Source organism: Phaeobacter sp. 11ANDIMAR09 (assembly GCF_001294455.1).
GTDB lineage: Bacteria > Pseudomonadota > Alphaproteobacteria > Rhodobacterales > Rhodobacteraceae > Pseudophaeobacter.
Map to the genome: position 1 here is coordinate 1 of NZ_LIKT01000019.1, position 26,945 is coordinate 26,945.

The 26,945-nt window shown below is 58.9% G+C and carries 27 protein-coding genes; 14 read left to right on the forward strand and 13 right to left on the reverse strand.

The annotated features are described in order from the left end of the window. On the reverse strand, positions 1-231 hold a 231-nt coding region (locus tag AN476_RS23235; RefSeq protein WP_216598387.1), incomplete at its 3' end, for a hypothetical protein. Positions 232-610: 379 nt separating this feature from the next. Further along, a complete protein-coding gene (locus AN476_RS15330; protein WP_054462479.1) occupies positions 611-1,267 on the reverse strand; it encodes a hypothetical protein in 657 nt (218 codons plus the stop codon). Positions 1,268-2,048: 781 nt separating this feature from the next. On the opposite strand from AN476_RS15330, the gene AN476_RS15340 reads away from it, so the two are divergent. Continuing rightward, on the forward strand, positions 2,049-3,170 hold the full coding sequence (locus tag AN476_RS15340; RefSeq protein WP_054462481.1) for a serine/threonine protein kinase: 1,122 nt from the start codon (positions 2,049-2,051) through the stop codon (positions 3,168-3,170). Between the two features lie 174 nt (positions 3,171-3,344). Next, positions 3,345-4,247 (forward strand): HAD-IIA family hydrolase, encoded by a 903-nt coding sequence (locus AN476_RS15345; RefSeq protein ID WP_054462482.1) that lies wholly within the window; start codon positions 3,345-3,347, stop codon positions 4,245-4,247. Positions 4,248-4,335: 88 nt separating this feature from the next. Here the strand turns inward: AN476_RS15345 and AN476_RS15350 are convergent, their stop codons facing one another. The 3 genes from AN476_RS15350 to AN476_RS15360 all read right to left on the reverse strand — a co-directional run bounded on the left by AN476_RS15350 (position 4,336) and on the right by AN476_RS15360 (position 6,524). Beyond that, complete coding sequence (locus AN476_RS15350; RefSeq protein WP_054462483.1) at positions 4,336-5,013, reverse strand: nitroreductase; 678 nt, start codon at positions 5,011-5,013, stop codon at positions 4,336-4,338. Positions 5,014-5,180: 167 nt separating this feature from the next. Then, a complete protein-coding gene (locus AN476_RS15355; RefSeq protein WP_054462555.1) occupies positions 5,181-5,762 on the reverse strand; it encodes a TetR/AcrR family transcriptional regulator in 582 nt (193 codons plus the stop codon). Between the two features lie 93 nt (positions 5,763-5,855). Beyond that, positions 5,856-6,524 carry a cupin domain-containing protein gene (locus AN476_RS15360; RefSeq protein WP_054462484.1) on the reverse strand — a complete coding sequence of 223 codons (669 nt, stop codon included), beginning with the start codon at positions 6,522-6,524 and terminating at the stop codon, positions 5,856-5,858. A gap of 571 nt (positions 6,525-7,095) precedes the next feature. On the opposite strand from AN476_RS15360, the gene AN476_RS15365 reads away from it, so the two are divergent. The 5 genes from AN476_RS15365 (at position 7,096) to AN476_RS15385 (ending at position 13,026) form a co-directional block, all read left to right on the forward strand. Further along, positions 7,096-9,906 carry a [glutamate--ammonia-ligase] adenylyltransferase gene (locus AN476_RS15365; protein ID WP_054462485.1) on the forward strand — a complete coding sequence of 937 codons (2,811 nt, stop codon included), beginning with the start codon at positions 7,096-7,098 and terminating at the stop codon, positions 9,904-9,906. Further along, positions 9,878-10,150, forward strand: coding sequence for a hypothetical protein (locus tag AN476_RS15370; RefSeq protein WP_054462486.1), 273 nt, complete (start codon positions 9,878-9,880; stop codon positions 10,148-10,150). The genes AN476_RS15365 and AN476_RS15370 overlap by 29 nt, the downstream gene beginning before the upstream one ends. Before the next feature lie 248 nt (positions 10,151-10,398). After that, on the forward strand, positions 10,399-11,169 hold the full coding sequence (locus AN476_RS15375) for a DUF6778 family protein (RefSeq protein ID WP_253279912.1): 771 nt from the start codon (positions 10,399-10,401) through the stop codon (positions 11,167-11,169). An 88-nt stretch (positions 11,170-11,257) separates the two neighbouring features. Then, entirely contained in the window at positions 11,258-12,472 is a 1,215-nt protein-coding gene (locus AN476_RS15380; protein WP_054462488.1) for an RSP_2647 family RNA methyltransferase, read from the forward strand. 8 nt (positions 12,473-12,480) lie between these two features. Continuing rightward, entirely contained in the window at positions 12,481-13,026 is a 546-nt protein-coding gene (locus AN476_RS15385) for an RSP_2648 family PIN domain-containing protein (RefSeq protein WP_054462489.1), read from the forward strand. Positions 13,027-13,030: 4 nt separating this feature from the next. On the opposite strand, the gene AN476_RS15390 is transcribed toward AN476_RS15385, so the two are convergent. Both AN476_RS15390 and AN476_RS15395 read right to left on the reverse strand, forming a co-directional pair. Beyond that, positions 13,031-14,020, reverse strand: coding sequence for an LLM class flavin-dependent oxidoreductase (locus AN476_RS15390; RefSeq protein WP_054462490.1), 990 nt, complete (start codon positions 14,018-14,020; stop codon positions 13,031-13,033). A 90-nt stretch (positions 14,021-14,110) separates the two neighbouring features. Continuing rightward, positions 14,111-14,797, reverse strand: coding sequence for a M48 family metallopeptidase (locus AN476_RS15395; RefSeq protein ID WP_054462491.1), 687 nt, complete (start codon positions 14,795-14,797; stop codon positions 14,111-14,113). A 135-nt stretch (positions 14,798-14,932) separates the two neighbouring features. Here AN476_RS15395 and AN476_RS15400 point away from each other — a divergent pair, with 135 nt between their 5' ends. After that, a complete protein-coding gene (locus AN476_RS15400; protein ID WP_253279913.1) occupies positions 14,933-15,253 on the forward strand; it encodes a DUF4389 domain-containing protein in 321 nt (106 codons plus the stop codon). 183 nt (positions 15,254-15,436) lie between these two features. On the opposite strand, the gene AN476_RS15405 is transcribed toward AN476_RS15400, so the two are convergent. The 4 genes from AN476_RS15405 to AN476_RS15420 form a co-directional block, all read right to left on the reverse strand. Next, the gene (locus AN476_RS15405; RefSeq protein ID WP_054462493.1) at positions 15,437-16,621 is read right to left on the reverse strand and encodes a VWA domain-containing protein; all 1,185 of its coding nucleotides are present in this window, start codon (positions 16,619-16,621) and stop codon (positions 15,437-15,439) included. 21 nt (positions 16,622-16,642) lie between these two features. Next, complete coding sequence (locus AN476_RS23100) at positions 16,643-16,810, reverse strand: hypothetical protein (protein ID WP_054462494.1); 168 nt, start codon at positions 16,808-16,810, stop codon at positions 16,643-16,645. A gap of 52 nt (positions 16,811-16,862) precedes the next feature. After that, positions 16,863-18,290, reverse strand: coding sequence for a DUF2927 domain-containing protein (locus AN476_RS15415; protein ID WP_083464361.1), 1,428 nt, complete (start codon positions 18,288-18,290; stop codon positions 16,863-16,865). A 297-nt stretch (positions 18,291-18,587) separates the two neighbouring features. Further along, positions 18,588-19,427 carry a MoxR family ATPase gene (locus AN476_RS15420; protein WP_054462495.1) on the reverse strand — a complete coding sequence of 280 codons (840 nt, stop codon included), beginning with the start codon at positions 19,425-19,427 and terminating at the stop codon, positions 18,588-18,590. Positions 19,428-19,613: 186 nt separating this feature from the next. On the opposite strand from AN476_RS15420, the gene dksA reads away from it, so the two are divergent. Beyond that, positions 19,614-20,036 carry an RNA polymerase-binding protein DksA gene (gene dksA / locus AN476_RS15425; protein ID WP_054462557.1) on the forward strand — a complete coding sequence of 141 codons (423 nt, stop codon included), beginning with the start codon at positions 19,614-19,616 and terminating at the stop codon, positions 20,034-20,036. 95 nt (positions 20,037-20,131) lie between these two features. Beyond that, positions 20,132-21,307: an FAD-dependent monooxygenase gene (locus tag AN476_RS15430; protein ID WP_054462558.1), complete on the forward strand. Its 1,176-nt coding sequence runs from the start codon at positions 20,132-20,134 to the stop codon at positions 21,305-21,307. Positions 21,308-21,541: 234 nt separating this feature from the next. Here AN476_RS15430 and xth read toward each other — a convergent pair whose 3' ends face one another. After that, on the reverse strand, positions 21,542-22,348 hold the full coding sequence (xth, locus tag AN476_RS15435; protein ID WP_054462496.1) for an exodeoxyribonuclease III: 807 nt from the start codon (positions 22,346-22,348) through the stop codon (positions 21,542-21,544). Between the two features lie 366 nt (positions 22,349-22,714). On the opposite strand from xth, the gene AN476_RS15440 reads away from it, so the two are divergent. The 3 genes from AN476_RS15440 (at position 22,715) to AN476_RS15450 (ending at position 25,281) form a co-directional block, all read left to right on the forward strand. Next, positions 22,715-23,026: a DUF6749 family protein gene (locus AN476_RS15440; RefSeq protein WP_054462497.1), complete on the forward strand. Its 312-nt coding sequence runs from the start codon at positions 22,715-22,717 to the stop codon at positions 23,024-23,026. Positions 23,027-23,137: 111 nt separating this feature from the next. Then, complete coding sequence (locus AN476_RS15445; protein ID WP_054462498.1) at positions 23,138-24,316, forward strand: hypothetical protein; 1,179 nt, start codon at positions 23,138-23,140, stop codon at positions 24,314-24,316. Next, the gene (locus AN476_RS15450; protein ID WP_054462499.1) at positions 24,313-25,281 is read left to right on the forward strand and encodes a DMT family transporter; all 969 of its coding nucleotides are present in this window, start codon (positions 24,313-24,315) and stop codon (positions 25,279-25,281) included. Before AN476_RS15445 ends, AN476_RS15450 begins: the two co-directional genes overlap by 4 nt. Before the next feature lie 77 nt (positions 25,282-25,358). Here the strand turns inward: AN476_RS15450 and AN476_RS15455 are convergent, their stop codons facing one another. Beyond that, entirely contained in the window at positions 25,359-25,682 is a 324-nt protein-coding gene (locus AN476_RS15455) for an iron-sulfur cluster assembly accessory protein (protein WP_054462500.1), read from the reverse strand. Positions 25,683-25,772: 90 nt separating this feature from the next. On the opposite strand from AN476_RS15455, the gene AN476_RS15460 reads away from it, so the two are divergent. Beyond that, positions 25,773-26,924, forward strand: coding sequence for a deoxyguanosinetriphosphate triphosphohydrolase (locus AN476_RS15460; protein ID WP_054462501.1), 1,152 nt, complete (start codon positions 25,773-25,775; stop codon positions 26,922-26,924). Positions 26,925-26,945 lie beyond the last annotated feature (21 nt).

Sequence of the window (26,945 nt, forward strand, 5' to 3'; positions counted from 1 at the left end):
CTCAACAATGAACGCAACCTTGTGAAAAGATGAAAACCCGCGAGTATGAAGCTCAATGGAACTCACATAAACAGGTTCCGAAAGTTCTAGATGGCTCCATTCTCGGCGAGTTTTTATCGTGTTTTGGCCATCGTTGACGCCCACCAGTTTTGTAGTCTTGTTCCCTCTTTTTCGAAATAACTCGATGGGGACTTCTTCAAGGGAAGGAGGGGAGGGGAGTTCGTCGTTCATGGTAATTGCCTGCGAAATCAAATGAGTTCTCATAAGCGTAGGGTTGTTTCAGGTGGTAGGCAATCACCTTGTGGGCCACTGACAACAAATCTCCCTCAAGGTTCCACTTTTAGGAGTTGAAGGGGGTGTCGGAGTTTGAAGGGAGAAGTGTCCAGAATTTACCCTGGTTCCCTTTATTGGTCACTTTGCCGGGTTTGAAAGACAAAATGCCTGGCGTGCTAGAAAGCAGATTGCCCTCTAGAATAACCTTATTTTCAGGGCTCTATCCGAGTTCTTCCGGGATCATCCGGCCTCTTCCGGTTACTGCAAAATCAAGTGTCTCCTAACAGCTGTAGCTGTAGCTGTAGCGGGACACTTCGCGTTGCAGCAAAATATCCGTCTACCGCATCTTGTCCTGTATCCTCTCTCGCAACTGTACGATTGCAGCTGCCCATTCGTTTTGAAATTCAGTTTTCTCGCTGTTTCTCTTAATTCCGTCCTTGGTTAAGGTTTCGCAGGCCTCTCGACGCTTGGATACGTTTCTTGTCCCGACCACTGAGCGGTAAGAGTCCGGGGCAGGATCCAGGGCCCAAATTGAGAATGTCAGGAACTGAAACAACTCACTCTGAAGCTTTAAGATCGTTTCGGGCCATTGTTGAACCCCAAAAGGCCAGAGGATCTCGGCTTCATCAAGCAAAGATCTAAACTCCGCTAGCGCTTCGTTCACTCTTTTTTGCTGTGCTTCGTAATCAGCCTCTGCGGCGATCAACGATGCCCTACTTATATCGTCTGCGGTAGAGCCCTTTGGTAAGGTCAAACCAGCGAACGAACGTCCAAGCGTGTGCATGGGATCCATTAGGTTTTCAAATTCATGTTCATAGGCTCTAAGCGCTAATAATAGCCTTTTGCCCAGTTCCTGAGAACGCTCCCAAGTTCTATCCGACTTCCACCTACAGACCGCGTACAAAGCGACAAGCGCCGTTAAAGTAGATGCCAACGGGGTCAAAAAATTCGAAAAGTTCTCCAATCCAGCTCTCCAGAACTCTGTATCGTCCAAATCAGGCCTCATTCACAAGTAGCGCATCAGCAATGGACCGACGTCTGTCTCCCGCGTCAACACCAAGCTAATGAAAGCGCAACTTGAGCCCTAGATCCGACATTTGTTGGCCAGCCGTGAACGGCAGCTTCGTCCTGTAGTTTCAACTGGCCGCCGCAACGCTAGCTTTCGATTATGTTTGGTGGCTGCACTTGTGGCGAAGGGTGACTTTTCCCAGTACGCCTAAAGCAAGCCCATTCATGCTCTCGCCAGATTCGGCGGCTTTGCAAAGCCCGCGTCTTGAGCATTGCTGCCTTCCATAGCGACATTTGACAGTTGTGGCTCCTGGCTCAGGCCAGGAACACCTTTTAACTGCCCAGCGGCTGACGGGGGCAAGGGGGGCACCTCTGCGCTCCCTTAATGTGGCCCGCCGCGATAGATAGCAATTCGACGCCCAACGGTGCCAATGACCGTTTCCAGAGCTGCAGGGCCGTCTCCCCCGGTAAGATCTGGACGCGCTCCTGGATCTTTGTCGCTTTGTGGATCTCAATGTTAGGAATGATGCATCCGGCTTTTTTGAGAACCTTTAGGAGAGCGGGTTTCAATGTGCTCCGGTTCGGCCCAACAGCGCTGCACAAAAGCGCGCCTTCCCAACAGAAGACGACAATGATATGTCGCCATCAGGCACTCTGGCGATGGCGTCGCCGGGGATTGTTTTGCCTTTCCCCAGATCCTGTACGCCGGGACTTTCAATCGGGAGATTGAAGGCCCTGCCTTGTCTCCCTCACAACAGGAGACGGTCATGGCCTGGTCACCAGACAAAACTGAAATCAAGAGCTGGAATGAATGGGATACGCTGCGCCACGTGATTGTGGGACGCGCGGATGATTGCCACATTCCTCCGGAAGAACCCGCGCTGGACGCCAAAGTGCCGGAGGACAGCGATATGCGTGGCCAGTGGGGACGCCGCCCGCAGGAAACAATTGATCGCGCCAATGAACTGTTGGACAATTTTGCCAGTCAGCTGCGCGGACGCGGTATTCGTGTCGACCGTCCCGTCTCGATTGACCATTCGCAGCCGGTGACCACGCCCGATTTTCACACCGAAAGCCAGTTTGGCTGTATGCCGCCGCGCGATGTGCTGCTGACGGTTGGGCGTGAAATGCTGGAGGCCACCATGTCCTACCGGTGTCGCTGGTTCGAATATTTGAATTATCGCCCCCTGCTAAAACAATATTGGGAAGAAGATCCAAAGTTCCGCCATGAGGCAGCGCCAAAACCGCGACTGACCGATGCGGATTACCATCCGGACTATCTGAGCGACAAAATCGGGGATGAAAAGCGCCTGCAATGGGCCGCTGAAAAGTTCTTTGTCACCACCGAAGAAGAGCCCTTGTTCGATGCGGCGGATGTGCTGCGATTTGGGAAAGATCTGGTGGTGCAGCATGGCTTTACCACCAACCTCAAGGGCATCGAGTGGCTGCGCCGTCACTTCCCCGACCACCGCGTGCATACGGTGAACTTTCCCGGTGACCCCTATCCGATCCATATCGACGCAACGTTTACCCCTCTGCGCCCCGGCTTGATCCTCAACAACCCGCAGCGTCGTCTGCCAGAGGAGCAGCGCGAGATGTTCACCAAAAATGGCTGGGAAATTGTCGATGCGGTGCGCCCGGCGCATAACACGCCGCCGGCGCTGTGCTATTCCTCGACCTGGCTGTCGATGAATGTTCTGGTGCTGGACCCCAAAACCGTCTGTGTTGAAAAGTCAGAGGTCTATCAGGCCGAGCAGATGGACAAGCTGGGCATGGAAGTAGTCGAAGTCGAACTGCGCGACGCCTATGCCTTTGGCGGCGGGTTGCATTGCTGCACGGCGGATGTTTACCGCGACGGGGAATGTGAAGATTACTTCCCGAACCTCTAAGTTCAAAGCGTTGCATCAGGCCGACCCGCGAGGGTCGGTCTTTTGGTTGTGGCGCCGCGAGAGGTGGGCGCAATTCAAGGCCAGGTTTTTCTGCCCTTGAAAACTCTTTGACCTCTGATCATCGGGGCGCGATAGCTCGTCCTGAGCCGCCCATAGGCAAAGGACCCAGAGCAGATGATTGATACAGATACGGCTTTTGCCAGTTATGAGGACCTGCGCGCAGACCTGCCGCAGGCCAGTTTTCCCAAGCGGTCGCAAACGGGGCGGGATCTAAGCGATACCCTGAGCTGTTTTGATGCCTATGTACTGGATGCCTTTGGTGTTTTGAACCGGGGTGAGGCAGCAATCGCAGGGGCAGTGGAGCGCATGGCGCAGCTGCGGGGGCTTGGCAAGCGTTTGCTGGTTCTGACCAATGCAGCCAGCTATACGCGAACGCAGGTTTTGGCTAAATATCACCGACTTGGCTTTGACTTTTCAGCTGATGAGGTGGTCTCCAGCCGGGATGTGGCCCTAGCGGCATTGCCGCCGTTGCCAGCGGGGCAGGTCTGGGCGGCTGCAGCCGCCGAAGGGGATGATTTTTTGGATGCGTCGCAAGGCCTGCGGATCTTACCATTGGCGGAAAACCCCGAACTGTTGGAAACCGCCGGTGGGTTTATCCTGCTGTCCACGGCGCGGTGGGGGGCGGCTGACAGTGCGGTGCTGACGGCTGCGTTGCAGGCCCGGCCGAGGCCACTGGTGGTGGCCAATCCAGATCTGGTTGCCCCACGTGAAGAGGGGCTGTCGCTGGAGCCGGGTATGTTTGCCCATCAGATCCTACAGGCAACGGGAGCCAAGGCGGGTTTCTTTGGTAAGCCTTACCGCAACGCCTTTGAGGCCGCCTTGGCCCGGCTGGCTGGGGTGCCGCGCGACCGTATTGCCATGGTGGGGGACACGCTGCACACCGATGTGCTGGGTGGGGCCGCTGCGGGCATCGGTACCGTTTTGATCACGGATCACGGGTTGTTTCGCGGCCATGATGTTGGTCCCTATATTGACCAATCCGGTATTCGCCCAGATTGGATCATCGCAACGACCTGACAGCTTTGGCCCCAGATGTCAGCGCTTGCGGCAGGCGGAGGGGCTAAAACAGGCGGAGGGGGTGAAAGGGGGACAGGGCAGCAAAGGATCAGTCCTCGAACCCCAGAAAGCGGGTGGTGTTTTCCACCGGGCGGCGGCGTGAGATCACGGAGTTTGCGACAAAATCCTCATCCGGGTAGCCCAGAGCAACACAGGTGAGAATAACCTGGTCCTCCGGGATCTGGGCGACCTCGCGCACCACCGGGCTTTGCATGATACCCTGGCCATTGATCACCGCGCCAATTCCCTTGCTCCAGGCCGCCAGCACCAGCCCATAGGTCATGGCTCCGGTGTCGAAATGGGCAATCGTATTGTCGAGCAACGCGCGATCAAAACAGACCACAATGGAGACCGGCGCGTCAAACTGGCGAAAGCCACGCATCACCCAATCCTGACGGCGCTCTTTGTCGTGGCGCTCGATGCCCATGGCTTCAAATAGCTGCACGGCAATTTCGATCTGGCGGGCGCGGTGTTCGCCTTCATAGGCGGCATAGTCTTCGATGTCGCGGCTCGGGGGTGTTCCGTCGAGCATACGCTCAGTATTGCCGCGCCGCACCTGTTCCAAAGGCTCCCCAGTCAGCACATGCAGGTGCCAGGGCTGGGTATTCATCGAGGAGGGCGCTCGGTTGGCCAGCGCGATGATCTCTTGCAGGGTCTCTTTGGGGATGGGAGCCTTGGTAAACCCCCGGATCGAGCGCCTCTCGGCTAGTGCCTGTTCAAGTTCCATGATCTCCCCCAAATATTGCCCGGCCAGTTTCTGGCTTGCTGGAGATGATATTAGGCCCCTAGAACTTTGCTTTATAGATGCTTTTGCGGATGTGCCGCAGCGGAACGATTGGTCTTTTTGAGTCGCGGTGTTCTCTGCAGTGGGAGGGCGCAGAATTCGCTGAGCTGTCAACCGCCAGCTTTGAGCCGCTCCAGAAAGCTTGCGGTGGCCGCGTCAAATGGGACGAGGTTGGCGCTGCTGCGCGCTACCAGTTGCGCCCCTTCGACCAGAGCCAGCGTCGCTGCGGCCTCGGCCTTTGGCTCCGCACTCCAGCCGGTGTCACTCCCCTCGGCGCGCAGCTGTTCAAAGCGCAGCTCTAGCCAGCTTTGCACCGTTGCGCGAAACTGGCAGATCTCTTGGCGGGTTTCGGGTGACAGGGCATCCCGCCCAACTGTAAACGCAACGCAGAGACATAGGCCGTGCCCCTCTTGCAGGGCCTGGCGGTAAAACCTGACAAAGGCGATCAGCGCCTGGCGCGGCAGAGGCATTGCAATTGCATAGCGCTCCAGCGTCATCGCCACCTGTTTTGCATAGCGGGCCATAATCGCGTGCAGGAGATCTGATTTGGCCGGAAAGTGATAGTGGATGCTGGCCTTGCGAATGCCGACCTCGGCGCTCAGGTCAGAGTAGCTGAAGCCATCGGCCCCTTTTTGCCGCACCTGCCGTTCCGCGGCGTCCAGGAGACGGCTCCGGGTGTCGGGTTTGGTCATTTTGCGCGCTCCCATAGACGCTTTCATAGACAGGGTTCATCTGGTGGCCCGCACGGTCGAAAGATCCGTCGTGAAGACGCCGACCCCGTTGCATTAGGCGGTGGGCGATCTGGCATAGGGCAGATGGCCCGTTTTCATCCAGACCCGTGCGCCGTCAGGCCCGGTCCGTGCGGTCAGGGGCGACCCCTGGGGCAGCCGTAGCCAGGATCCGGTTTTTAGGAGGTCGCCGCCTTCGCTCAGGCTGCCTTCGAGAACCAGGAGCTCAATGCCGCCGGGGTCGTTTACCTCAAAATGCGTCTCAGCTGCGATGTGATGATAGGTGACGACCTCGCGCGCATCTCGGTGCAGTTCCAGCGTGGCAATGTCTTCAGTCACGGGGCTGCCTGCGACGGACATCTCTTTGCGAAACTGCGTCCGGTCCTCCATGTCAAATTGCCAGAGTTTGACAAAAATGGTGCAACCCTGGTCGGATCCCGGCGTGTGGCTGGTGGTGGGCGGGTTTCGCACATAGCTCCCCGCAGGATAGTCGCCATGTTCGTCCTGAAACACCCCTTCGAGCACAATGAATTCTTCCCCACCGGTATGGGTATGCGCAGAGAAGTGGCTCCCTGGCGCATATCTGACAATAGAGGTTGCACGGGCCACTTCGGCACCAATGCGGTCGAGCATCCGCCGATCAACTCCCACCATCGGAGAGGCAACCCAAGGCTCATCTGCGGAATGCACAAGGGCACGTTTGCTGAAATCTGCGTTAATTTCCATTTGCTTGTCTCCAAGTGTGACGATCATGTGCCGTAGGGTAGAGCCAGGTCGGCCTGAGGCTTAGCAGGAGGGTAGTTATCTACTAGTTGGTAGATAGCCTGGCATAGCCCAGGGTAAAGATGGCGGCAGTCACGTTTGTGTCATTCTGGGGACTGCCAGACCGTAAGCCACGCCACATGAGCTCGTGGCACAGGGATGCGCAGATCACTTGCGAGGGGCATATCGTCACGAATTCTACTGGGGGGGGCGGTTTTCTGGGGTTGGGCGCTGCTATGATCTTCCCAAAGGGAAACACCTAAACAATACACTGGTCACTCTATTGCAGCATGGAAAAATACCCCAGGCCAAGAGCGCCTTAAAACTTTCACTCGTTAAGCGTTGAAAAACAAAACAAATGGAAGAGCATAGCAGCAAGATTATCTTAATGTTTCTGGCCCCAGTTGTGGAGGCGGGTATTCCTTACCTCAGAATGAGACTTGTGCGCACGGGTCGCACAGACGGGCCGCGATTTCTTGCCACGCTTAGGTGCTTCGCGGATTGACGCCGCTGGTCAGGCGGAACAGTGTTCGGCATGTCTGATCACCTGTACATCACCCGCCTTCCTATTGCCTATGATCCTGATCTCGGCGCCGAGTCCCGTGACCTGGTTTCTGGGCTCTCATCCGAAGCAGGACAGTTGATCGCCGGAGCCGCTGGCTCCAGCCCTTATCTGCGCAGTTTGATTGAGCAGGAGGCAGCTTGGATCGGCGAGGCCTTGAGCGCTCCAAAACAAGCGCTGGCGGGCGTTTTGGCAGAATGCCGGGCACTGGCGCCTGATCAGCTGAAACCCGGGTTGCGGCAGGCCAAACGGCGGCTCGCACTCTTGACGGCGCTGTGTGATCTCTGCGGTGGCTGGTCGCTGGAAGAGGTGACAACGGCCCTGACGGATTTTGGCGCTCTGAGCGCGGATGTGGCGATCAAGGCCGAAATCGCCAGGCTGATCCGCCGCAAGAAACTGCCGGGCCTCACCGAGGCGGATATCGAGACCGCAGGCGGGCTCAGCATTCTTGCCATGGGGAAAATGGGCGCACATGAGCTGAACTACAGCTCGGATATCGACCTGATCTGCCTGTTTGACGAGACCCGCTTTGATCCAGACGATTTTTTCGAAGCGCGGCAGGGTATGGCGCGGGCGACCCGCAATATGTGCACGACGCTGAGCGAACGCACGGCGGATGGCTATGTCTTTCGCACCGACCTGCGGCTGCGCCCCGATCCGGCCGTCACCCCCGCCTGTCTCGCTATGGAGGCGGCTGAGCGCTATTATGAAAGCCTGGGGCGAACCTGGGAGCGGGCGGCCTATATCAAGGCGCGACCCTGCGCCGGGGATATCGCCGCGGGCGAGGCATTCCTCAAAACCCTGCGGCCCTTTGTTTGGCGTCGCCACCTGGATTTTGCCGCCATTCAGGACGCCCATGACATGCGCCTGCGGATCCGCGAAAACAAAGGCACAGGTGGGCCGATCACCGTGCCCGGGCATGATATGAAACTGGGGCGTGGTGGTATCCGCGAGATCGAGTTCTTCACCCAGACCCGGCAGCTGATCGCCGGCGGGCGCGACGAGGAGCTGCGCCTGCGGGGCACCGTTGAAGGGTTGGCGGCGCTGGCGCAAAAGGACTGGATCCCATCTGATGTGGCAGCCCGGCTGAGCGAGCACTATCGCGCCCACCGTGAGGTGGAGCACCGTATTCAGATGGTGCATGACGCGCAGACCCACAGGATGCCAAACTCCGCCGAAGGCATCGCGCGGGTGGCCTGTCTGATGGGGGAAGATCCAGCAGATCTGCAGGCGGTCATCCGCAAACGGCTGGTCGAGGTTCATGACTTGACCGAGGATTTCTTTGCGCCCGATGCGGTGGCCCAAACCAAAGCTGCGATCCCCGATGGCTTTGACAAAAACGTCATTGCGCGCTGGCGCGGCTATCCTGCGCTGCGGTCTGAACGGGGCGCGCAGATCTTTGACCGGCTCAAGCCGGAGCTACTGGATCGTCTGTCACGCACCGCCAAACCTGCCGAAGCGCTCTTGGCCCTAGATGGTTTCTTGGCGGGCCTGCCTGCCGGGGTGCAGCTGTTTTCCCTGTTCGAGGCCAATCCACATCTGATGGATCTCTTGGTGGATATCGTTGGCACCTCGCATGCGTTGGCAGGTTTCTTGTCGCGCAACTCCGGTGTTTTTGATGCCGTGATTGGTGGCAGTTTCTTTGAGGACTGGCCGGGCGGGGACGTGCTGCGCCAAGAGCTGGAGGCGGTGCTGGCGCAGGAAGATGACTATGAAACGCAGCTCGATGCCGCGCGCCGCTGGTGTAAGGAATGGCATTTCCGCATTGGGGTGCACCATCTGCGGGGGCTGTTGGATGCCAGGGCTGCAGGGGCACAGTATGGCGAATTGGCCGAGGCTGTAATCCAGGCGCTGTTTCCACGTGTTGTCGCCCAGTTCTCTGTCAAACATGGGCCGCCTCCGGGAAAGGGACCCATTGTCATTGCCATGGGCTCCCTGGGCGCTGGGCAGATCAATGCCCAGTCAGATCTCGATATCATTGTTGTCTATGATCCCGAGGAAGCAGAGATGTCACAGGGGCGCAAATCGCTGGCCACGCGCCCCTACTATGCCCGGCTGACCCAGGCGTTGATCACAGCTCTTGCGGCGCCGATGTCACAGGGGCGCCTGTATGAGGTGGACATGCGGCTGCGTCCTTCGGGCAATAAGGGACCGGTGGCCACCAGCTGGTCAGCCTTTACTCACTATCAGGAAAACGAAGCCTGGGTCTGGGAACATCTGGCACTGACACGGGCGCGGGTCATTGCTGGTGAAACGGGGTTGATGCAGGCCTTTGAGAGCTTCCGCCATAAAGTGCTTGGAACACCCCGGCAGACCGTAGCCGTGCTGGGTGAGGTGGCGCATATGCGCGACCGTCTGGCAGCGGCAAAAACGCCTTCTGGTGTCTGGGACGCCAAGACTGGTGCAGGGCGGATGATGGATATCGAGCTCCTGTCGCAGGCTGGCGCCTTGCTGGCGAAATCGCTGCAGCGGGATGTGGCCAGCGGGCTGGACAGCGCTGTCGCTGGTGGTTGGCTCGATGCCGCAGATGCAGTGGTTTTGCAATATGCCTATAGCCTATACTGGTCTGTGCAGACGGCGGCGCGCTTGCTGTCTGGCGCTTCTCTGGACCAAGAGACGCTGGGTGAGGGCGGCGCGCAGTTTTTGAGCCGCAGTGCCGCGTTTGAGAGCCTGCAGGAACTGGAAAAGGCTCTGGAGAGGGCCTATGGCAACAGCGCTGCGATTATTTCGCAGACCCTAGAAAAGGAAGCGGCGGATGCAGAGCCTGGCGGAACTGGATCATAAACAGCTCATTCGAGAGGCCTACCGGATTGAGGGCATCACCGCGAGCCAGTGCCGGAGTATCTTTTTGGACTGGGCGCTGAGCCTGCCTGTGCATCTGGAGAACAGGCAGGCCATTACGGATTTGCTGGCGCATTACGGCGGTGAACCGGCGGACCACCCGATGACCCTGGTGCTGCGCGAAGGGTTGGAAGAAACCGTGAAGCCGCGCCGTCGCGGTGGTTGGCGCTCGCGGCCGCGTGACTGAGTGTCTGCAAGCTGCTGCTGCGCCGAACGCGTGTCCCGCTGCAGGCAGTCTTGCCCTGATTTGGGGCCCGTCCAGGAGGGCAAAGCTGCAAGAGTGGCGGTTCGCGAGGCATAGACGGGATTCTGAAATAGATTTCGATTTCGTTAAATTGGACTAAATTTGTCGCAATCCTGCCCCGTTTACGGATCAGATTGGCTTTGAACCACAGCGCCGGGTGTCACCGGTGATTGGCAAGGAGCAGAGCAATGATGACCCTTCGCAGACTTTTCCTCACAGCAATGGCCTGCAGCCTGTCGGCCTGTGCAACGGTAGATATCCCTTCGCGCAACGCGCCCTTCGAAAGCCTGCCGGACAGTTACGGAGCAATTGCTCCGGGCTATGATCCCATCGATACGCAATTGCTGCAGATTCAGCCCCAGTCGGTCACGCCCGTCATTGCGGTCGATACCTTTGCCAGTGAACCTAACCCCGGTCCCACGGCGGGAGTGCTGGGCAATGTTGCCGGTTCTGATATGACGATCTCCAAGGTGACTGTGCGTGTGCCACGTACTTTGGAGGTTTCTGAAGCGAACCGCTATCTGCCTCAGGGCGATATCGTCTGGCGTGAGGATCCTCTGGGGGACCGTCATGCTCAGGTTCAGGCCATCGTACAATCGGCACTGGAGGCAGGTGTGCGCCCCCTGTCTGGTCCGGTACAGGCTGAACTTGATGTCGAGGTCCTACGGTTTCACGCCCTGACCCAAAAGGCGCGCTATACCACCGGTGGGGTGCATTCGATTGCCTTTACCATGGTGCTGCGAGATGTGCAGACCGGAGAAGTCCTCACACAGGCGCGCGAGGTCGAGGCCGATCTGACGGCCTATGGCGGGCGACGTGCTTTGGTGGCCATCGCCGAAGGCCGGACCCAGAAGGTGCGGATCACCGGATTTCTGGCCAAGGTGATCCAACAGGAAATCCTTGCTCCTGGCAGCCGCGAGCCACGGCGTGGTGGGCTGATCCAGGCACTGAACAAGCTCTAAAGAGTTTCTGAGCTCTGCTACTGGTTTTGGGGTCGCATCACGGGTGCTGGCCCCTTTCCCTGTTGACAGGATAGGGCTAAGAGGGGGCATGACAGCCACATCCCCTGCGCCAGAGCGCCCCCGTGTAAAACTCCTGCCCAAAGCCAATGCCCGCGCCCTGCGCCATGGCTTTCCCTGGGTCTATTCCAACGAGCTGGTGACCGACCGGCGCACCCGCAAGCTGGAGCCGGGCAGCCTGGCCGTTTTGCTGGACGAGGCGCAGACCCCCATGGGGACCGTTGCGGTGAACCCAACCAGCAAGATCATCTGCCGGATGTTGGACCGCGATCCAGAGGCGGTGATTGATCAAGCCTGGTTTCAGACCCGGATTGCGCAGGCCTTTGCCCTGCGCTCCCAGCTCTATGATGCGCCTTTCTATCGTCTGATCCATGCCGAAGCAGACGGGCTGCCGGGCGTGGTGATCGACCGCTTTGGAGATACCTGCGTTGTCCAGCCCAATGCGGCATGGGCTGAGACCCATCTGGCTGAGCTGGCGGCGGCGCTGGCAGAAGTTACTGGCTGCAGCACCATTTTGAAAAACGCCTCTGGGCGGACCCGCGGGCTGGAAGGGCTGGATGACGAAAGCCAGACCCTGCTGGGCGCGACACCAACCGCTCCGGTACCCGTTGAAATGAACGGCGCCACCTATATGGCGGATCTGACAGGCGGGCAAAAAACCGGCTTGTTTTATGACCAACGTGAAAACCATGCCTTTGCGGCCCGTCTGGTGCCCGAGGGCGGCGATGTGCTGGATTTGTTTTCTCACGTTGGCGGCTTTGGCCTGGCGATGCGGGCCGCCGGCGCCGGCACCGTGACCTGTGTTGATGGCTCGGCTGCAGCGTTGGATCTGGCCGGGCAGGGGGCGGCTGCTTCGGGCTTTGGCGATAGTTTCACGGCCCGTCAAGGCGATGCCTTTGACCAACTGGCGGCCCTAGCGGAGGAAGGGCGCAGCTTTGATGTGGTGATCTGTGATCCCCCGGCCTTTGCCCCGTCAAAGCAGGCGCTAGAGGCTGGTCTGCGCGCCTATGAACGGATTGCCAAACTCGCGGCGCCCTTGGTGAAACCCGGCGGCTATCTTGGCCTGTGTTCTTGCTCGCATGCCGCAGATCTGGCGCGGTTCCGCAATGCCTCGGCGCGGGGCATTGGTCGGGCAGGGCGGCGCGGCCAGCTGATCTACACCGGCTATGCAGGCGCAGATCATCCGCAATTGCCGCAACTGGCAGAAAGTGGCTATCTGAAAGCCGTCTTCTTCCGGCTGGACTGAACCTGCACATGAAGCTGCTGCTGGATACCTGTGTGCTATACCCTACCGTGATGCGGGAAATGCTGATCGGCGCGGCAGCACAGGGCGCTTTCACACCGCTGTGGTCGGCACGGATTCTGGAAGAGTGGAGCCGGGCCGCGCTAAAACTCGGTCCCGAAGGTGCAGCCCAGGCTGGTGCCGAGGTGGCGTTGCTCAAGGCCAATTGGCCTGGGGCCATCGTCGCTCCGGCCCCAGGGGTCGAGGCGCGACTTTACTTGCCGGATGCCGCCGATGTGCATGTGTTGGCCGCCGCCATCACGGGCCATGCAGATGCCATTGTGACGGTCAATAACAAGGACTTTCCACGCCACACCTTAGCCGAAGAAGGCTTGCAACGTATTGGCCCTGATCAGCTGCTTTATGATCTCTGGCTAAAAGACAATGCGGGATTAGAGGCGCTGGGGCAGAGGGTGCTGGCCGAGGCAAACCGCCTGTCGGGCGGTGGCTGGGAGATCCGGCCCCTGTTGAAAAAGGCGCGGCTGCCGCGCCTTGCAAAGGCACTGGCAGGCCTGTGAGCCGCTACAGGGCCTTCAGCGCTTCAGCTGCAATCTCAAACGAGCGTAGTCGGGCCGTATGGTCATGTATCTGCCCGGTGATGATCACCTCATCCGGGTCAAAGCGCGTCAGGATTGCTGACAATTCACGCTTTACCGTCTCAGGATTGCCGGTGGCAGAGACCGTCAGGGCCTCGTTCACACCCGCCAATACGGGCGGCGGCAGCAGGTTTTCTATATTGTCCACTGGGCGCGGCAGTTTGCCGGGTTGGCCCAAGCGCAGGCGCGCAAAGGCTTGCTGCATGGTCGAGCGCAAACGGATGCCTTCGGCGTCGGTCTCAGCGGCAAAGACATTTACGGCGATCATTGCATGAGGCTTTTCCAGATAGGCCGAGGGGCGGAAGCTGCCTCGGTAAACCTCTAGTGCCTCTTTGAGCGCCTGCGGGGCAAAATGCGAGGCAAAGGCATAGGGCAGCCCCAACTGTGCTGCCAGTTGCGCGCCATAAAGGCTGGAACCGAGCAGCCAGACCGGGACATTGCTGCCCTGGCCGGGAAAGGCGCGGACCTTTGCCTCTGGATCTAGCGGCCCAAGAAAGCCCATGAGTTCAATCACATCCTGTGGAAAACTGTCAGCAGCACTTGGCGCCATACCGCGTCGCAACGCACGGGCGGTCAGCATGTCGGTGCCAGGCGCACGTCCGAGCCCCAGATCAATGCGGTCGCCATAGAGTGCTGCAAGGGTGCCAAAGGCCTCTGCCACCATATAGGGCGCATGATTGGGCAACATGATGCCGCCAGCCCCGATGCGCATGGATTTGGTCTGGCTGGCGATATGGCCAATCAGTACGGCGGTGGCAGCAGAGGCGATGCCGGGCATATTGTGATGCTCCGCCAGCCAGTAGCGGTGATACCCCCAGCCCTCGGCCCGGCGTGCCAGATCAGCACTGTTTTGAAAACTCTGCGGGATTTCGCTGCCCTCAGGCACCGGAGCAAGGTCAAGAAGAGAATAGCGCATGGGGATCCAATCAGGCTTCCAGTCACGGCAAGTTGAGATCTGGGTGTTTATTGCCCGGATGGCAAGAGGCAGAGGTAAAATGACGTGATGTCAGGCGCCGTGCCAGCTGGCCTCCAGTCGTTCCAGTGCCGCGATGCGCTCATCTGTCTTGGGGTGCGACATCAACCAGGCCGGAGCCATGCCCGCCCGCGCCTGGGTCAGCTCTTCGAGCTTGCGAAACAGGCTCTTTTGCGGTTCCAGCCCAATGCCCGATTTGGCCAGCAGCGCAGCGGCATATTCATCGGCTTCATATTCGTCGCTGCGCGACAGGCGTGCCGCCAGCAGATTGGCCAACAACCCGGCAATCCAGGGGCCGACAATAGGAATATAGCGCCCCAGTACCATCATCAGTGCAGTGCGCAGCGCATTCTGGCCTGAAAAATCAATGACACGTTTCTTGGCATGCCCCAGCGCCACATGGCCCAGCTCATGGGCAATGACAGAGGCAAGCTCGGCCTCGGTGACCTCGCCGTTCTGGTATTTGCGGTAAAACCCGCGGGTGATGAAGATCCGCCCATCAGGTGCCGCCAGCCCATTCACCGGGTCGACCTCGTAGATGAACACTGGAATGCGCTCGATCTCCAGCGCGGCGGCCATGCGATCGGTCAGGCGTCGCAGCTTGGCATCGGCCAACTCGGTTGAGCGCGCATCCAGCTCGCGGTGGGTGCGCCAGACGGAAATCCGGTAAGAGATAAGGCCATAGATCACAGCCAGCAGGATAGGGGTAAAACGCAACATCTCTCAGATATGGGGCGGATTGGGCGGCAGGGCAAGAGAGCTGCGCCGGATCTCAAAGGGAATGTCGCCCAAAACGGACCTCGCCTGTCGTTCTCTGGTTGCAGATATCACTTCTGTGTTTCAGGATGGGGGAAATTGCCAAACCGTGAGAATGCAGTGTCAGACCCAGAGAACATCGATGGCCGTTTACACGGCGACCAGTTTGAGCCCGAGGAAAAGGACAACCTGCTAACGCGGCTGATCTATATGATTCTGATTGCGGTGATGATTTCTTTCGCCCAGACGGTGCTCGCAACCGCCACTGTGCTCCAGTTCATTGTCATGGCGATCAGCAAGGAGCCAAACGAGCGGCTGGCGGATTTTGGCACCGACCTCGGCATCTGGATCGCCAAGGCCGCGCGCTATCAGATGGCGGCCAGCAACGTCAAACCCTGGCCTTGGACCGAACTGGACTAAGATCACCCTCGGGTTTGGCCAAAGCCGGACCTTGGCCTAATCCGCTGCCCTGATCCCTGCCATCTGCGCCGCAGGGATACACTGCTATCATCTTTCCAAAAATATTCCCGCCGGAGGCCTTGCCCAAAGGGCAATCCCTTAGGAGGTCGTTTCCAGTCAAGCGGGGCAGTGGAGGATGAGTTTCTAACGCGTCAATTCTTTCATGCCGCGCTCTAACCCGTCCAGGGTCATCGGCACCATGCGGTCCTCAAAAATCTCGCGGACCATGCCAATGGAATGGGTGTAATCCCAATGCTTCTGCGGCACCGGATTGATCCAAAGGTGGCTTTGCCACTGATCCCGGGCGCGCTGCAACCAAACCTGACCCGCCTCTTGGTTCCAGTGTTCATTGGCGCCCCCCGGATAGGCTATTTCATAGGGGGACATCGAGGCATCGCCAACAAAGATGCATTTGTAATCCGGCCCATAGGTGCGCAGCACCTCATGGGTGGGCAGCTGCGCATCCCAGCGCCGCCGGTTGTCGCGCCATACACCCTCGTAAAGGCAATTATGGAAGTAGAAATACTCCAGATGTTTGAACTCGGTTCTGGCAGCTGAAAACAGCTCTTCCACCACTTTGATATGGGGATCCATTGAGCCGCCCACGTCAAGAAACAGCAGGACCTTCACCGCATTGTGGCGCTCGGGACGGGTTTTGACGTCCAGATAGCCATGTTCGGCAGTGGCGCGAATTGTGTTGTCGAGGTCCAGCTCCTCATGAGCGCCCTCGCGCACCCAGCGGCGCAGGCGTTTCAGCGCCACTTTGATATTGCGGGTGCCCAGTTCCACATCGCCGTCGAGGTTCTTGAATTCGCGCTTGTCCCAGACCTTGACCGCGCGCTGGTGGCGGCTTTCCTTCTGGCCGATGCGCACACCTTCGGGATTGTAGCCATAGGCGCCAAAGGGCGAGGTGCCGCCGGTCCCAACCCATTTATTGCCGCCCTCATGGCGGCCCTGTTGCTCTTCGAGCCGCTGTTTCAGCGTCTCCATCAGTTTCTCGAACCCACCCATGGCTTCGATCTCGGCCTTTTCTTCGGCGCTCAGGTGTTTTTCCGACATTTTGCGCAGCCAGTCTTCGGGAATGTCCACCGCCTCCATCACCGCTGAATGCGGGATCGCCTCCAGCCCCTTGAAGGTCGCAGCAAAGGCGCGGTCGAACTTGTCGATATTGCGCTCATCCTTGACCATGGCGGCACGGGCCAGAAAGTAGAAGGCCTCGATGTCATAGGTCACCAGCCCCTTTTTCATCCCCTCCAGAAAGGTGAGGTATTCCCGCAGGGAGACCGGAATCGACGCCTTGCGCAGGTTTTCAAAAAAGGGCTGAAACATAGAAGAGCCTTTCGCGACGGGTTAGGCCAGCATGCGATGGAGCACGATGGTGGCGATGACCCCCACAATAGCAAAAGCGATGGCATAGACAGTGGCATATTGCAGTAAATCAGCTGTATTGCCGCCACGTTTTCGCGCCGAGTAAAGCCCCCATAGAATGCCCAGCAGGACTGCGCCAATTACGATCATGTTTGTTCCGCCTGTTTTTGCGCCCCCCACGGGGGTGCCGGTGTCAAAGGGATCAGGGGCGCAGCTCAGCGACTTCGCGGACCTTTGATTGCACCGCCCAATCCGGGCCAAATCCGTAGCGTGCCCATCCCAGACTGTCCAGTCTGACCCTATTGGCAGTGGCAAATTGGCCCAAAAGATCCAAGGCTTCGGCTTTGATTAAAAGCGCTTCGGCGAGGAGGGCGGCGTTTTCATGCCGCGCCGCCTGCACCAGAACGGGGTTGATCCGTTGCAGGGCAATTTCACCCTCGCCACGGGCGATGTCATAGGCGGCCATACGGGGGCGAATAATCGCTTCGTGTAAATCGGTTCTGGGGTTTTGGTGTAGAAAATCAAGCGCGGTTTGGAAATGGCGCTGCGCCAAATCCGGGTCTGACGCCTGGATCATTCGGCCCAGAACGTAGTGGCTATAGGCGCGGCGATGGTCGGACCATCCAAGATCACGGGCAAGAATAACCGCCTGGTTTGCAGCCCGTTTTCGGTCGTTGAGAAGACTGCCGGGACCGAGGGCAGTTTCGATCGCATTGATCCAGCTGCGCGGGGTCGCGGGCAGGGCGCGCGCGGCAATGGTGTCGCCAGCAGGATTCAGCCGCGACAACAGCGCAGGCAATTGGGCCGCGACCTCGCTGCGGCTCATGCCGGTGCGCAGCTCAGGCGCATAGGTGGTGCGCAGAACCAGCATATCAAAACCGGTAAGCACGGTGTGGACGTTGTCATCATTAAAAACCGAATCCGACAGGCGGTAGAGATCATTGAGCGGGCCAATGGCCTGGGCCAGTTCCTCATGCAGGCAATCGCGGGCCTCTTGGGGGCTGATGTCATTGGGGACAAACACTGCCAGCCGCTCCCGGTGGCGCAGATTGGACCAATTGGTCTCGGGGTTGCGCCGATTGCGGTGCAGATCGGACAGCGAGTCGACATTTGGCACCACAAAACAGGCGGCCTTGGGCAGGGCGCGGTGGATCGCCCGGCTGGATACGGCCTGAACGGTAATCTCAACCGGGCCGCTGTTCACCCGCTGAATGTCGATCCCCGCTTCTGTCCTGAACCGCTTCAACAATTGGTCCAGGTCGCGTTGGAACCCGGCACCGGGGGTGCCGACCACTCGCAGGCGGATAGGCCGCTCAAATCGCGTCAGGACAGGGAGCTGGGTGCCACCTTCGAGCTGAAAGTGCAGATCCAGAAAATCGTTTGCGATATCCCGGTTGGAGCGTTGCGGTGGCTGGGGGCGGGGCGTGGAGAAGCTCTTGGCCGGTGGCAGGCTGTTGCTGGCCAGGGCGGCGCGGCTGGGGGCTTTCTGGCTTTCGGAGACTGCGCAGGCGGAAACCAACGTCGCCAAGCCCAGCGATGCCAACAGACGGCCGGGCCGCGCAAGACGACGGACCTTAGCCAAAACAGCACGCGTTTCGCAGCCTGCAAGGGAACGACTTAGAAAATTCATTGCTCTCACTCAGGGTTCCGGCATGCGTCATGAAAATCGGCGCCAAATAGCACCCGGTCAGTAGACCCCTTTTACTGTGATAGGGCAATGGGGCGCAAATTTGAAGAGATGTGGGCAAGCGCGAGAAACTTGAGAGTTGTAGGCCTGGACTGCTCAAGAGCAGACCAGGCTGCCCCAGGCGCTGGGGCACAGATCGGTGCCAATTGTCGCTCGGTGCGGCTCATCTGAGGCGGCCTTGGGGACAGTTGTCCACCGGTGGTGGACCGCGGCCCCAGAGCCACGAGCCAGAGGCGGCGGTCAGCGACGGCTGCGTGCCATAAAGGCCAGACGTTCAAACAGATGCACGTCCTGCTCGTTCTTGAGCAAGGCACCATGTAGTTTTGGCAGCGCATCCGCTCCGTCGCGCGCGAGGTCTTCCGGGGTCAAGTCTTCGGCCAGAAGCAGTTTTAACCAGTCCAGAACCTCCGAGGTCGAGGGCTTTTTCTTCAACCCAGCCGTGTCGCGGATCTCATAAAACTGGGTGAGCGCGGTGGTCAGCAGGGCTTCCTTGATGTCGGGATGATGCACTGCGACGATCTTTTTCATGGTCGCGGCATCCGGGAATTGGATGTAGTGGAAAAAACAGCGACGTAGGAAGGCGTCTGGCAGCTCTTTTTCATTGTTTGAGGTGATGATCATGATCGGGCGGTTCACCGCGCGTATCGTCTCACCGGTCTCGTATACATGGAACTCCATCTTATCGAGTTCCTGCAGCAGATCGTTGGGAAATTCGATATCTGCCTTGTCGATCTCATCGATCAACAGGACGACTTTTTCATCCGATTCAAAGGCTTCCCAGAGTTTACCCTTTTTGATGTAGTTCTTCACGTCATGGACGCGTTCTTCACCCAGTTGGCTGTCGCGTAGCCGGCTGACAGCGTCATATTCATAAAGCCCCTGCTGGGCGCGGGTGGTGGATTTGACGTTCCACTCGATCATTTTCAGCCCCAGGGACTCAGCCACCTGACGGGCCAGTTCAGTTTTGCCGGTTCCGGGCTCGCCCTTGACCAGAAGCGGGCGCTCCAGTGTGACGGCTGCGTTGACAGCTATTTTCAGGTCGTCGGTGGCGACGTAGTCTTTAGTGCCTTGAAACTGCATAATTTATACACATCCCCTGCTTGCTTACTCGCGATCTGGCGCATTTAGCACGGTTTTAACCCGGTCTCTTTACTATTGTGTAGTGACAATCGGCCTGTCAGGGGATAAACGCAGCGGCATGGGGAGCCAGGATGTATGGCGAAAATTAAAGAGACCTACAGAATGGGCGAGACCGAAGGAGCCGAAATGAAACAAGAAATGTTTCTGCCGGAAGATTACCGTCCGGCCGAAGATGAGCCTTTCATGAATGAACGGCAGCTTGAGTATTTCCGTCGCAAACTTCTGAACTGGAAGCAGGATCTGCTCGCGGAAAGCCGCGATACCATCGAAGGGTTGCAAGACAATACCCGCAATATCCCTGATGTTGCGGATCGGGCCAGCGAAGAGACTGATCGGGCCCTGGAATTGCGGACCAGAGACCGCCAGCGCAAGTTGGTTTCCAAAATCGACGCGGCGATCCGCCGGATTGATGAAGGGGAATATGGCTACTGCGAAGTGACCGGAGAGCCAATTTCGCTGAAACGGCTGGACGCACGTCCCAATGCGACCATGAGCTTGGAAGCACAGGAACGTCACGAACGCCGCGAAAAAGTACATCGCGACGATTGATTTCAGACCAAATATAAAAAACCATCACGCCGGGGCCTTTTGCTCCGGCGATTTTCGTTTATGCACAGATCATGATCGAAAGACAGCGGGCCGCAATGACTCTGAGACATCTCAATATCACCATTGTCGGCGCGGGCATTGGTGGCCTAGCAGCGGCTTTGGTTCTGCGGCGCAAAGGAGCGCAGGTCACTGTGTTGGAACAGTCCGAGGCGGTGTCGGAAGTTGGGGCGGGCCTGCAGATCACCCCCAATGGTATGGCCGTTCTGACAGCGCTGGAGCTGAATGACGCCCTGGCTTGGTGCTCGCAGCGCGCCAAAGCCGTGGTGCTGCGCGAGCACCGACAGGGGCGTGAGGTTTTGCGGTTGGATCTGGACCAATATGCAGCCGATCTGCGCTACTATTTTGTTCATCGGGCAGATCTGATTCAGATCTTGGCTGAGGCCGCGCGCGAGGCGGGCGTTCAGGTGCGGCTTTTGCAAAGGGTCGAGCGGGTTGAGGCTGGGTCAAAACCTGTGGTGCATCTCGCCAATGGCGCCCAGTGTGGTGGCGATCTGGTGATTGGCGCGGACGGGCTGCATTCGCAGGCACGACGGGCGCTGAATGAGACAAACCAGCCTTTTTTTACTCGCCAGGTGGCCTGGCGGGCAATTGTGCCAAACCACAGCAAGCTGCCTGCCGAAGCGCAGGTCTTTATGGGGCCGGGGCAGCATCTGGTGGCCTATCCCTTGCGCGACGGCTCTGTCGTCAATCTGGTGGCGGTGCAGGAGCGTCGCGCCTGGGCCGAGGAGGGCTGGCATCTACCGGATGATCCGGAGAACCTGCGCCAGGCCTTTGCCGGCTTTGGCGGTGAGGCCCATCAGCTTTTGTCACAGGTGCAGGCCTGCGCGCTCTGGGGGTTGTTTCGTCACCCGGTTGCCGCGCATTGGCATCGCGGGGGCCTTGCCCTATTGGGGGATGCTGCCCATCCGACACTGCCCTTTATGGCGCAGGGCGGCAATCTGGCGCTGGAAGATGCCTGGGTGTTGGGAGAGGCGCTGGAGGCCCATGTCGGGGATGTTGCAGCGGCTCTTGCCAGCTATCAGAGCCGCCGACAGGGGCGGGCAGAGCAGGTGGTTGAGGCCGCCAGCCGCAATGCCTGGAAATACCACCTACGCGCCCCTTTGAGCTGGCCTGCACATCAGATCCTGAAATTGGGTGGACGCTTGGCCCCGCAGCGGGTGGTGTCACAATTTGATTGGATCTACCGCCATGACGTTACACAGCAAAGCTGAGATCCACTAGAGCTGCGCGGCAGCCTGGCACCGTAAGGCATGGGCTCAAGGATGAGCGGGGGGCTCCCGCCCGGAGTTGGGCCGCCTCGCGGCCCGGCCTCCCGTTGGGCCCGGCGCCGAGCTGGCGCTCGGCGCGGTTGCGCAGTCCGCAAAGCTGTTGAAACCAGACAGGGCGCGGCCCGGGAGAGTTTAGTCCTGATGGAACGCCGGGCATCTGCCAGAGAGGTTGCGGTGTTACAGGTCCAGTTCCACCCAGATCGGCACATGGTCGGAGGGCTTGTCGCGACCGCGGATTTCTTTGTCGATCTGACAGTCCTGCAGGAGATCTGCGGCCTGTGGTGAAAGCAGGAAGTGGTCAATGCGAATGCCGTCGTCCCGGTTCCAGGCGCCGGCCTGATAGTCCCAGAAGGAGTAATGACCCGGCCCCTGGTGACGGGCCCGAAAGGCCTCGGTGAAACCGAGGTTGACGATACGCTGAAAGGCAGCACGGCTTTCGGGGCGGTGCAGGGCATCTTCGCGCCAAGCCTCGGGGCGTTTGGCGTCTTCGGCCTGCGGGATGATATTGTAATCCCCAGCCATCAGCGCGGGCATTTCGCTGGCCAGAAGATCGCGGGCGCGGGCCTCGAGCCGTTCCATCCAGGCAAGCTTATAGGCGTATTTGCCGCCGGGAACCGGCTGCCCCTCTGCGGTAAGTTCCACCGGGTTGCCGTTTGGCAAATACAGACCACAGATGCGCAGGGCCTGTTTGCCGATCACCGTGGCTTCGATCCAGCGCGCCTGGAGATCCTCGTCATCACCGGGCAGGCCACGGCTCACGTCTTCCAGCGGCAGTTTTGACAGGATAGCCACGCCGTTGAAGCTCTTTTGCCCATGGGTTTCGACGGTATAGCCGCGGTCTTCGAGCAAGTCGCGTGGGAAGGCTTCGTCGACGGATTTGATTTCTTGCAGCAGCACAACATCGGGTTGAGCCTCATCAAGCCATTGCGGCAGTGCGGCAGCACGGGCCTTGATGCCGTTGATGTTGAAACTGGCGATCTTCATGGTGCGTCTCCTGCCGCGGCGGTTTGGATGCTCTGGCTGATCTATCGCTGAATAGGGGGGCGGAGCAAGGGGCGGTTGAAGAGGCGAATCAGAATGTGATGTTTTCTTCGCTTGGATCGCCCGTTTTGCAGCTCTGCGGGGTGCAATCCTGACGAGAGATGATTGTCTTGCATCTACAGAGGTGTGGATAAAGCGGTCTATAGCCTGGGGATCGAATTAGATATTTGAAAAGGAACAATTAAATCTATTTATAAGTTAAGGTGAGTATCTTTTGACTGGCAACTTAAAATTGAATTACTGTGTTTTCAGATAGCAAATGTCGTGCAAGCGTCGAGGGGTGATTATTCATTTCTAACGGAGGTTCCGATGACTGCTTTGCATAAAACCGATACGGCGACACTTTCCCCGGCTCAAACAGCGGGTGAGGTGGAAACACAGGGCTGCAGCCTGTTTCATGGCGACGGGGTCGAGCTCTATTCGTCCGGCTCCGCACCTGAAATGACCAGCTGCTGGACCGGCGAGAGCACAGCTTTGTTCTCATCTGGCTCTGCGCCAACGGCGCGCGGGGATCAGGCCTCCGGCGCTCTGGTTGAGCTCTTTTCATCCGGTTCTGCACCCACTGCAGAGGCCAGGGTGGTGAGCGGCGATCTCTCTGGGTTGTTCTCTTCGGGCAGCTAAGAGCACCAAGAACACTGGCGCGCCCGAATTGGGCGCGCTGCTTTTCGGGCAAGAGGGGGCGCGATGAAAGGCCCCGTGGCTCGGATGAGGTTGAGGCTTGAGGAGCAAAACATGGGGCAAATTCTGCAGTTTCCGGGACGCAAGCGGTTGCCAGGCCGCGCGGAGAACCTATCAAATCTGCTACACGCCCTGTCTTGCCAGCGCCATAGGCAGGAGGATGTCTACTGGCTGAAAGAAAATGCTGAGCTGCTGAATGTTCTGGAATGTACCCGCCTCGTCCCTCACGCTGCAGGGGGGGATGTCAGCGATCGGCAAGGCAGTCAGACGCGCGACCTCGCCGAAATCAGCCCGGTAGCGCTGGCCCCCTTGCGGGCCTTTTATCAGGCGACTGACCGCCATCTGTGCTTTTTTCGCCAATATTACCGGTTCATTCTTTCCATGGCTATGGATCTCGAAGATCTGGGTCTGGTTGACCCCGCGCCGGCGGGGGAGGCAGGCCGGGCAGAGATCTTGGCCGATTGGGTGGTACAGCAGGATTTGCCAGGTCACGAGCTGTCTGACCTGCAGCGCGCCGAGGCCCGGCGATTGCTGGCACGGCGCGGCATCGCCGCGGATTTCCCTGGGCTGGATGCGCGGCTGCATCAGTTTATGGACAATACTGCGCAATTTGCGGTGCCCAATCGCAAAGCGGCTTATGAGCTCACCCATATCGTGTTCTATCTGAGCGACTACGGGCGCCGGGACCCGGCGGTGTCACGCGCAGCAATCCAGAGCCTCACCCATGTTGGGCTACTTGCCTATCTGGACCAGGACGCGGATCTGCTTTCCGAGATCTGTATCGCGCTGCGCTACTGTCAGCTCCATCCGCCTCAGACTTGGGAAGACTGGTTGTTCCGCCAGCATCATAGCTTTGCAATGGTGGATGCCGAGGAGGCCACAGCCCCTGGCCTGCATCACGACGGGTACCATATGTTCCTGGTCAGCAGCTGGTATCAGGAGTTGAGCACAGGATCCGGTTTTGACAGGCGCATTCCGGCCGCCGCTCTGCGGTTCCGACGCCCTGACGCAGGGGGGATTTTGCACCAATTGTCCGAGGCGACTTTTCGGGCGGGAGCGCAGGGCGGCGATTGGCAGGCCATGCGGGCGCAGGTCGCTGCGGGGCTGAGCGACAGTGGCTATGAGATTCTATGCGCGGCTGAGGGTAGCTCTGCCTCTTTTGACAGCTTTTTTGTGGATTTTGCACGCCACGGGACTGTTGGACCGCTGCTTGCGCGGATGGAAACCGCATGAGGTGGTCTGCCTCTCCTGTTCTGGGCGCAGTGATGGTCATCGCCTATACCGGCTTTGTCTCTTCGGCGGATGGGATCATCAAGCTTCTGGCGGGGGGCTATGAGGCGGCGCAGATCTACGTGCTGTCGGGCGGGTTGGTGGCGCTGTTGTCGGTGCTGGTGAGCTGGGGCTGCATCTGGGGGCAGGCTTATCGGGGTAACAGAGGGGTATCACTGCCGCCAAGAGGAGCTGTGTCAGCCCCATGTCGGCCGCCAGAAGTGGTGCCCTGGCGTACCGCTTGCCCGCGCGCTATGGCGCTGCGAAGTCTCGCGGCCCTGCTGGGGGCCATTTGCTTTTTCTACGCCTTTCGCCTGCTGCCTTTTGCGCAGGTTTTCCTGTTTATTGGACTGATGCCGCTGCTGGCGGGGGTTATGTCTGGGCTGATCCTGAAAGAGCGGATTGGGTTTGGGGCATGGATTGCGCTTGGTCTGGGTTTTGTGGGGGTGTTGTTTTTGTTTCCCAGCGGCGTCTCTTCTGTATCGGGAGGGTATATTCTGGCGCTATTGGGGGCGGCGTCGGGGACATTCTCCATGGTGATGGCGCGGTACATCAGTCGCTATGATGCAAATCTTCTGCCGCAGGTTTTTTATCCCAACCTACTGCTCTGTCTTGCGATGCTGCCGCTGTTGCCCTTTGTCTGGCAGCCGATGCCGCTGGGCAATCTGGCCTGGGTCTTCGGGTATGGTGTGCTGCTTTTTGCCGCCCGCTGGCTAGCGGTGTCGGCCCTGCGTCTGCTGCCTGCCTATGTGGTGACGCCTTTGATGAACCTGCAATTTGTCTGGATGCTGACAATCGGGGCCTGGATCTTTGGAGAGATGCCTAGCCAAGGCACCTGGATTGGCGGCTGCATCGTGATCGGGTCAGGCCTGTTCCTGCTCTGGGGGCAGGTACTGAACCCCAGAGGGCGTCAGCGCATGGCCGCATAGCGCACTAGGTTTAGGGAGATCAGTTGGAGGTCGCCTCTGACAGCGGCAGGGCGAGGGGCCTATTTGGGGTTTACCCCTTACATCGAAAACGATGTGCCGCAGCCGCAGCTGGAGGAGGCATTGGGGTTTTCGATGGTAAAGCGCGCGCCGATCAGCTCTTCGGTGAAATCAATCACCGCGTTTTCCAGAAACGGCAGTGAGACGGTGTCGACCACCACCTTTTCGCCCTGACCTTCAAGCACCAGGTCGTCTGCGGCTGGTGCATCCAGGGCGATCTCATATTGAAAGCCTGAGCAACCGCCGCCTTCGACCGCGACACGCAGGGCCAGGCCCTGGGCTGCAGCGCCGATTTCGGTCAGTCGAGCAAAGGCCCGGTCGGTCACTTTTGGTGGCAGGTTCATCTGGTCTCTCCCGATGCTGTATTGCAGCGCATCCCATTATATAGAAAGGTGCAGGCAGATCGACAAGATTTCACGGGAGAAAGATTAGTCATGCATGCCTCTTATGCCACCAAACCGGATCAAAGCCGGGGCAGGCTGATCGCTGAGGAGGAAAGCAGCTTTCGCTCGCCCTATCAGCGCGACCGTGATCGGATCATCCATGCCAGCGCCTTTCGGCGGCTCAAACATAAGACCCAGGTCTTTGTTGAGCATGAGGGGGACAACTACCGCACCCGGTTGACCCATTCGATCGAGGTGGGACAGGTCGGGCGGACCATTGCCGCCGCTTTGGGGCTCAATCAGGAGCTGACCGAGGCGGTGGCCCTGGCCCATGATCTGGGGCATACGCCCTTTGGGCACACCGGCGAGGATGCGCTGCATGCGCTGATGCAGCCCTATGGTGGCTTTGATCACAACGCCCAGGCGATCCGTATTGTGACCAATCTGGAGCGCCACTATGCCGAGTTTGACGGGCTGAACCTCACCTGGGAAACCCTTGAGGCTATTGCCAAACATAATGGTCCGGTAGTGGGAGAGCTGCCCTGGGCCCTGGCGGAATGTAACGCGGCGATGGATCTGGAGCTGCATACCCATGCCAGCGCTGAGGCGCAGGTCGCTGCCCTGTCCGATGACATCGCCTATAACAATCATGATCTGCATGACGGGCTGCGCGCTGGGCTATTCAGAGATGAAGATATCACCCATCTGCCAATTATTGGCGCCGCCTATGCGCAGGTTGACGACACCTATCCTGGCCTTGATCCGCTGCGTCGCCGCCATGAGGCCCTGCGCCGAGTTTTTGGCGTTATGGTCGGGGATGTGATCGACACGGCTCGCGCCAACCTCCGGGACAGCGGTGTTCAAAGCGTCGAAGAGGTGCGGTCGCTGGGGCGCCCGGTGGTGGCCTTTTCGCCGGAGTTGTGGCGGGATCTGAAAGAGATCCGTGCCTTTTTGTTTCGCCATATGTACCGGGCCCCTTCGGTCATGGAGGTGCGCATTCGCATGGCGGCGATTGTCGAAGATCTGTTTCCCTACCTCTTGGCCAATCCGCTGCAAATGCCCGATCGCTGGCATGAGGAAATCAAGGCGGCATCAGATCAGACCACCCTGGCGCGGATTACCTCTGATTACATTGCCGGTATGACGGACAGGTTTGCACTGCAGCAACATGAACAATTGACCCGAGAGGGGAGGCTCTCCTGATCAGCAAGCGGGATCTGGCGC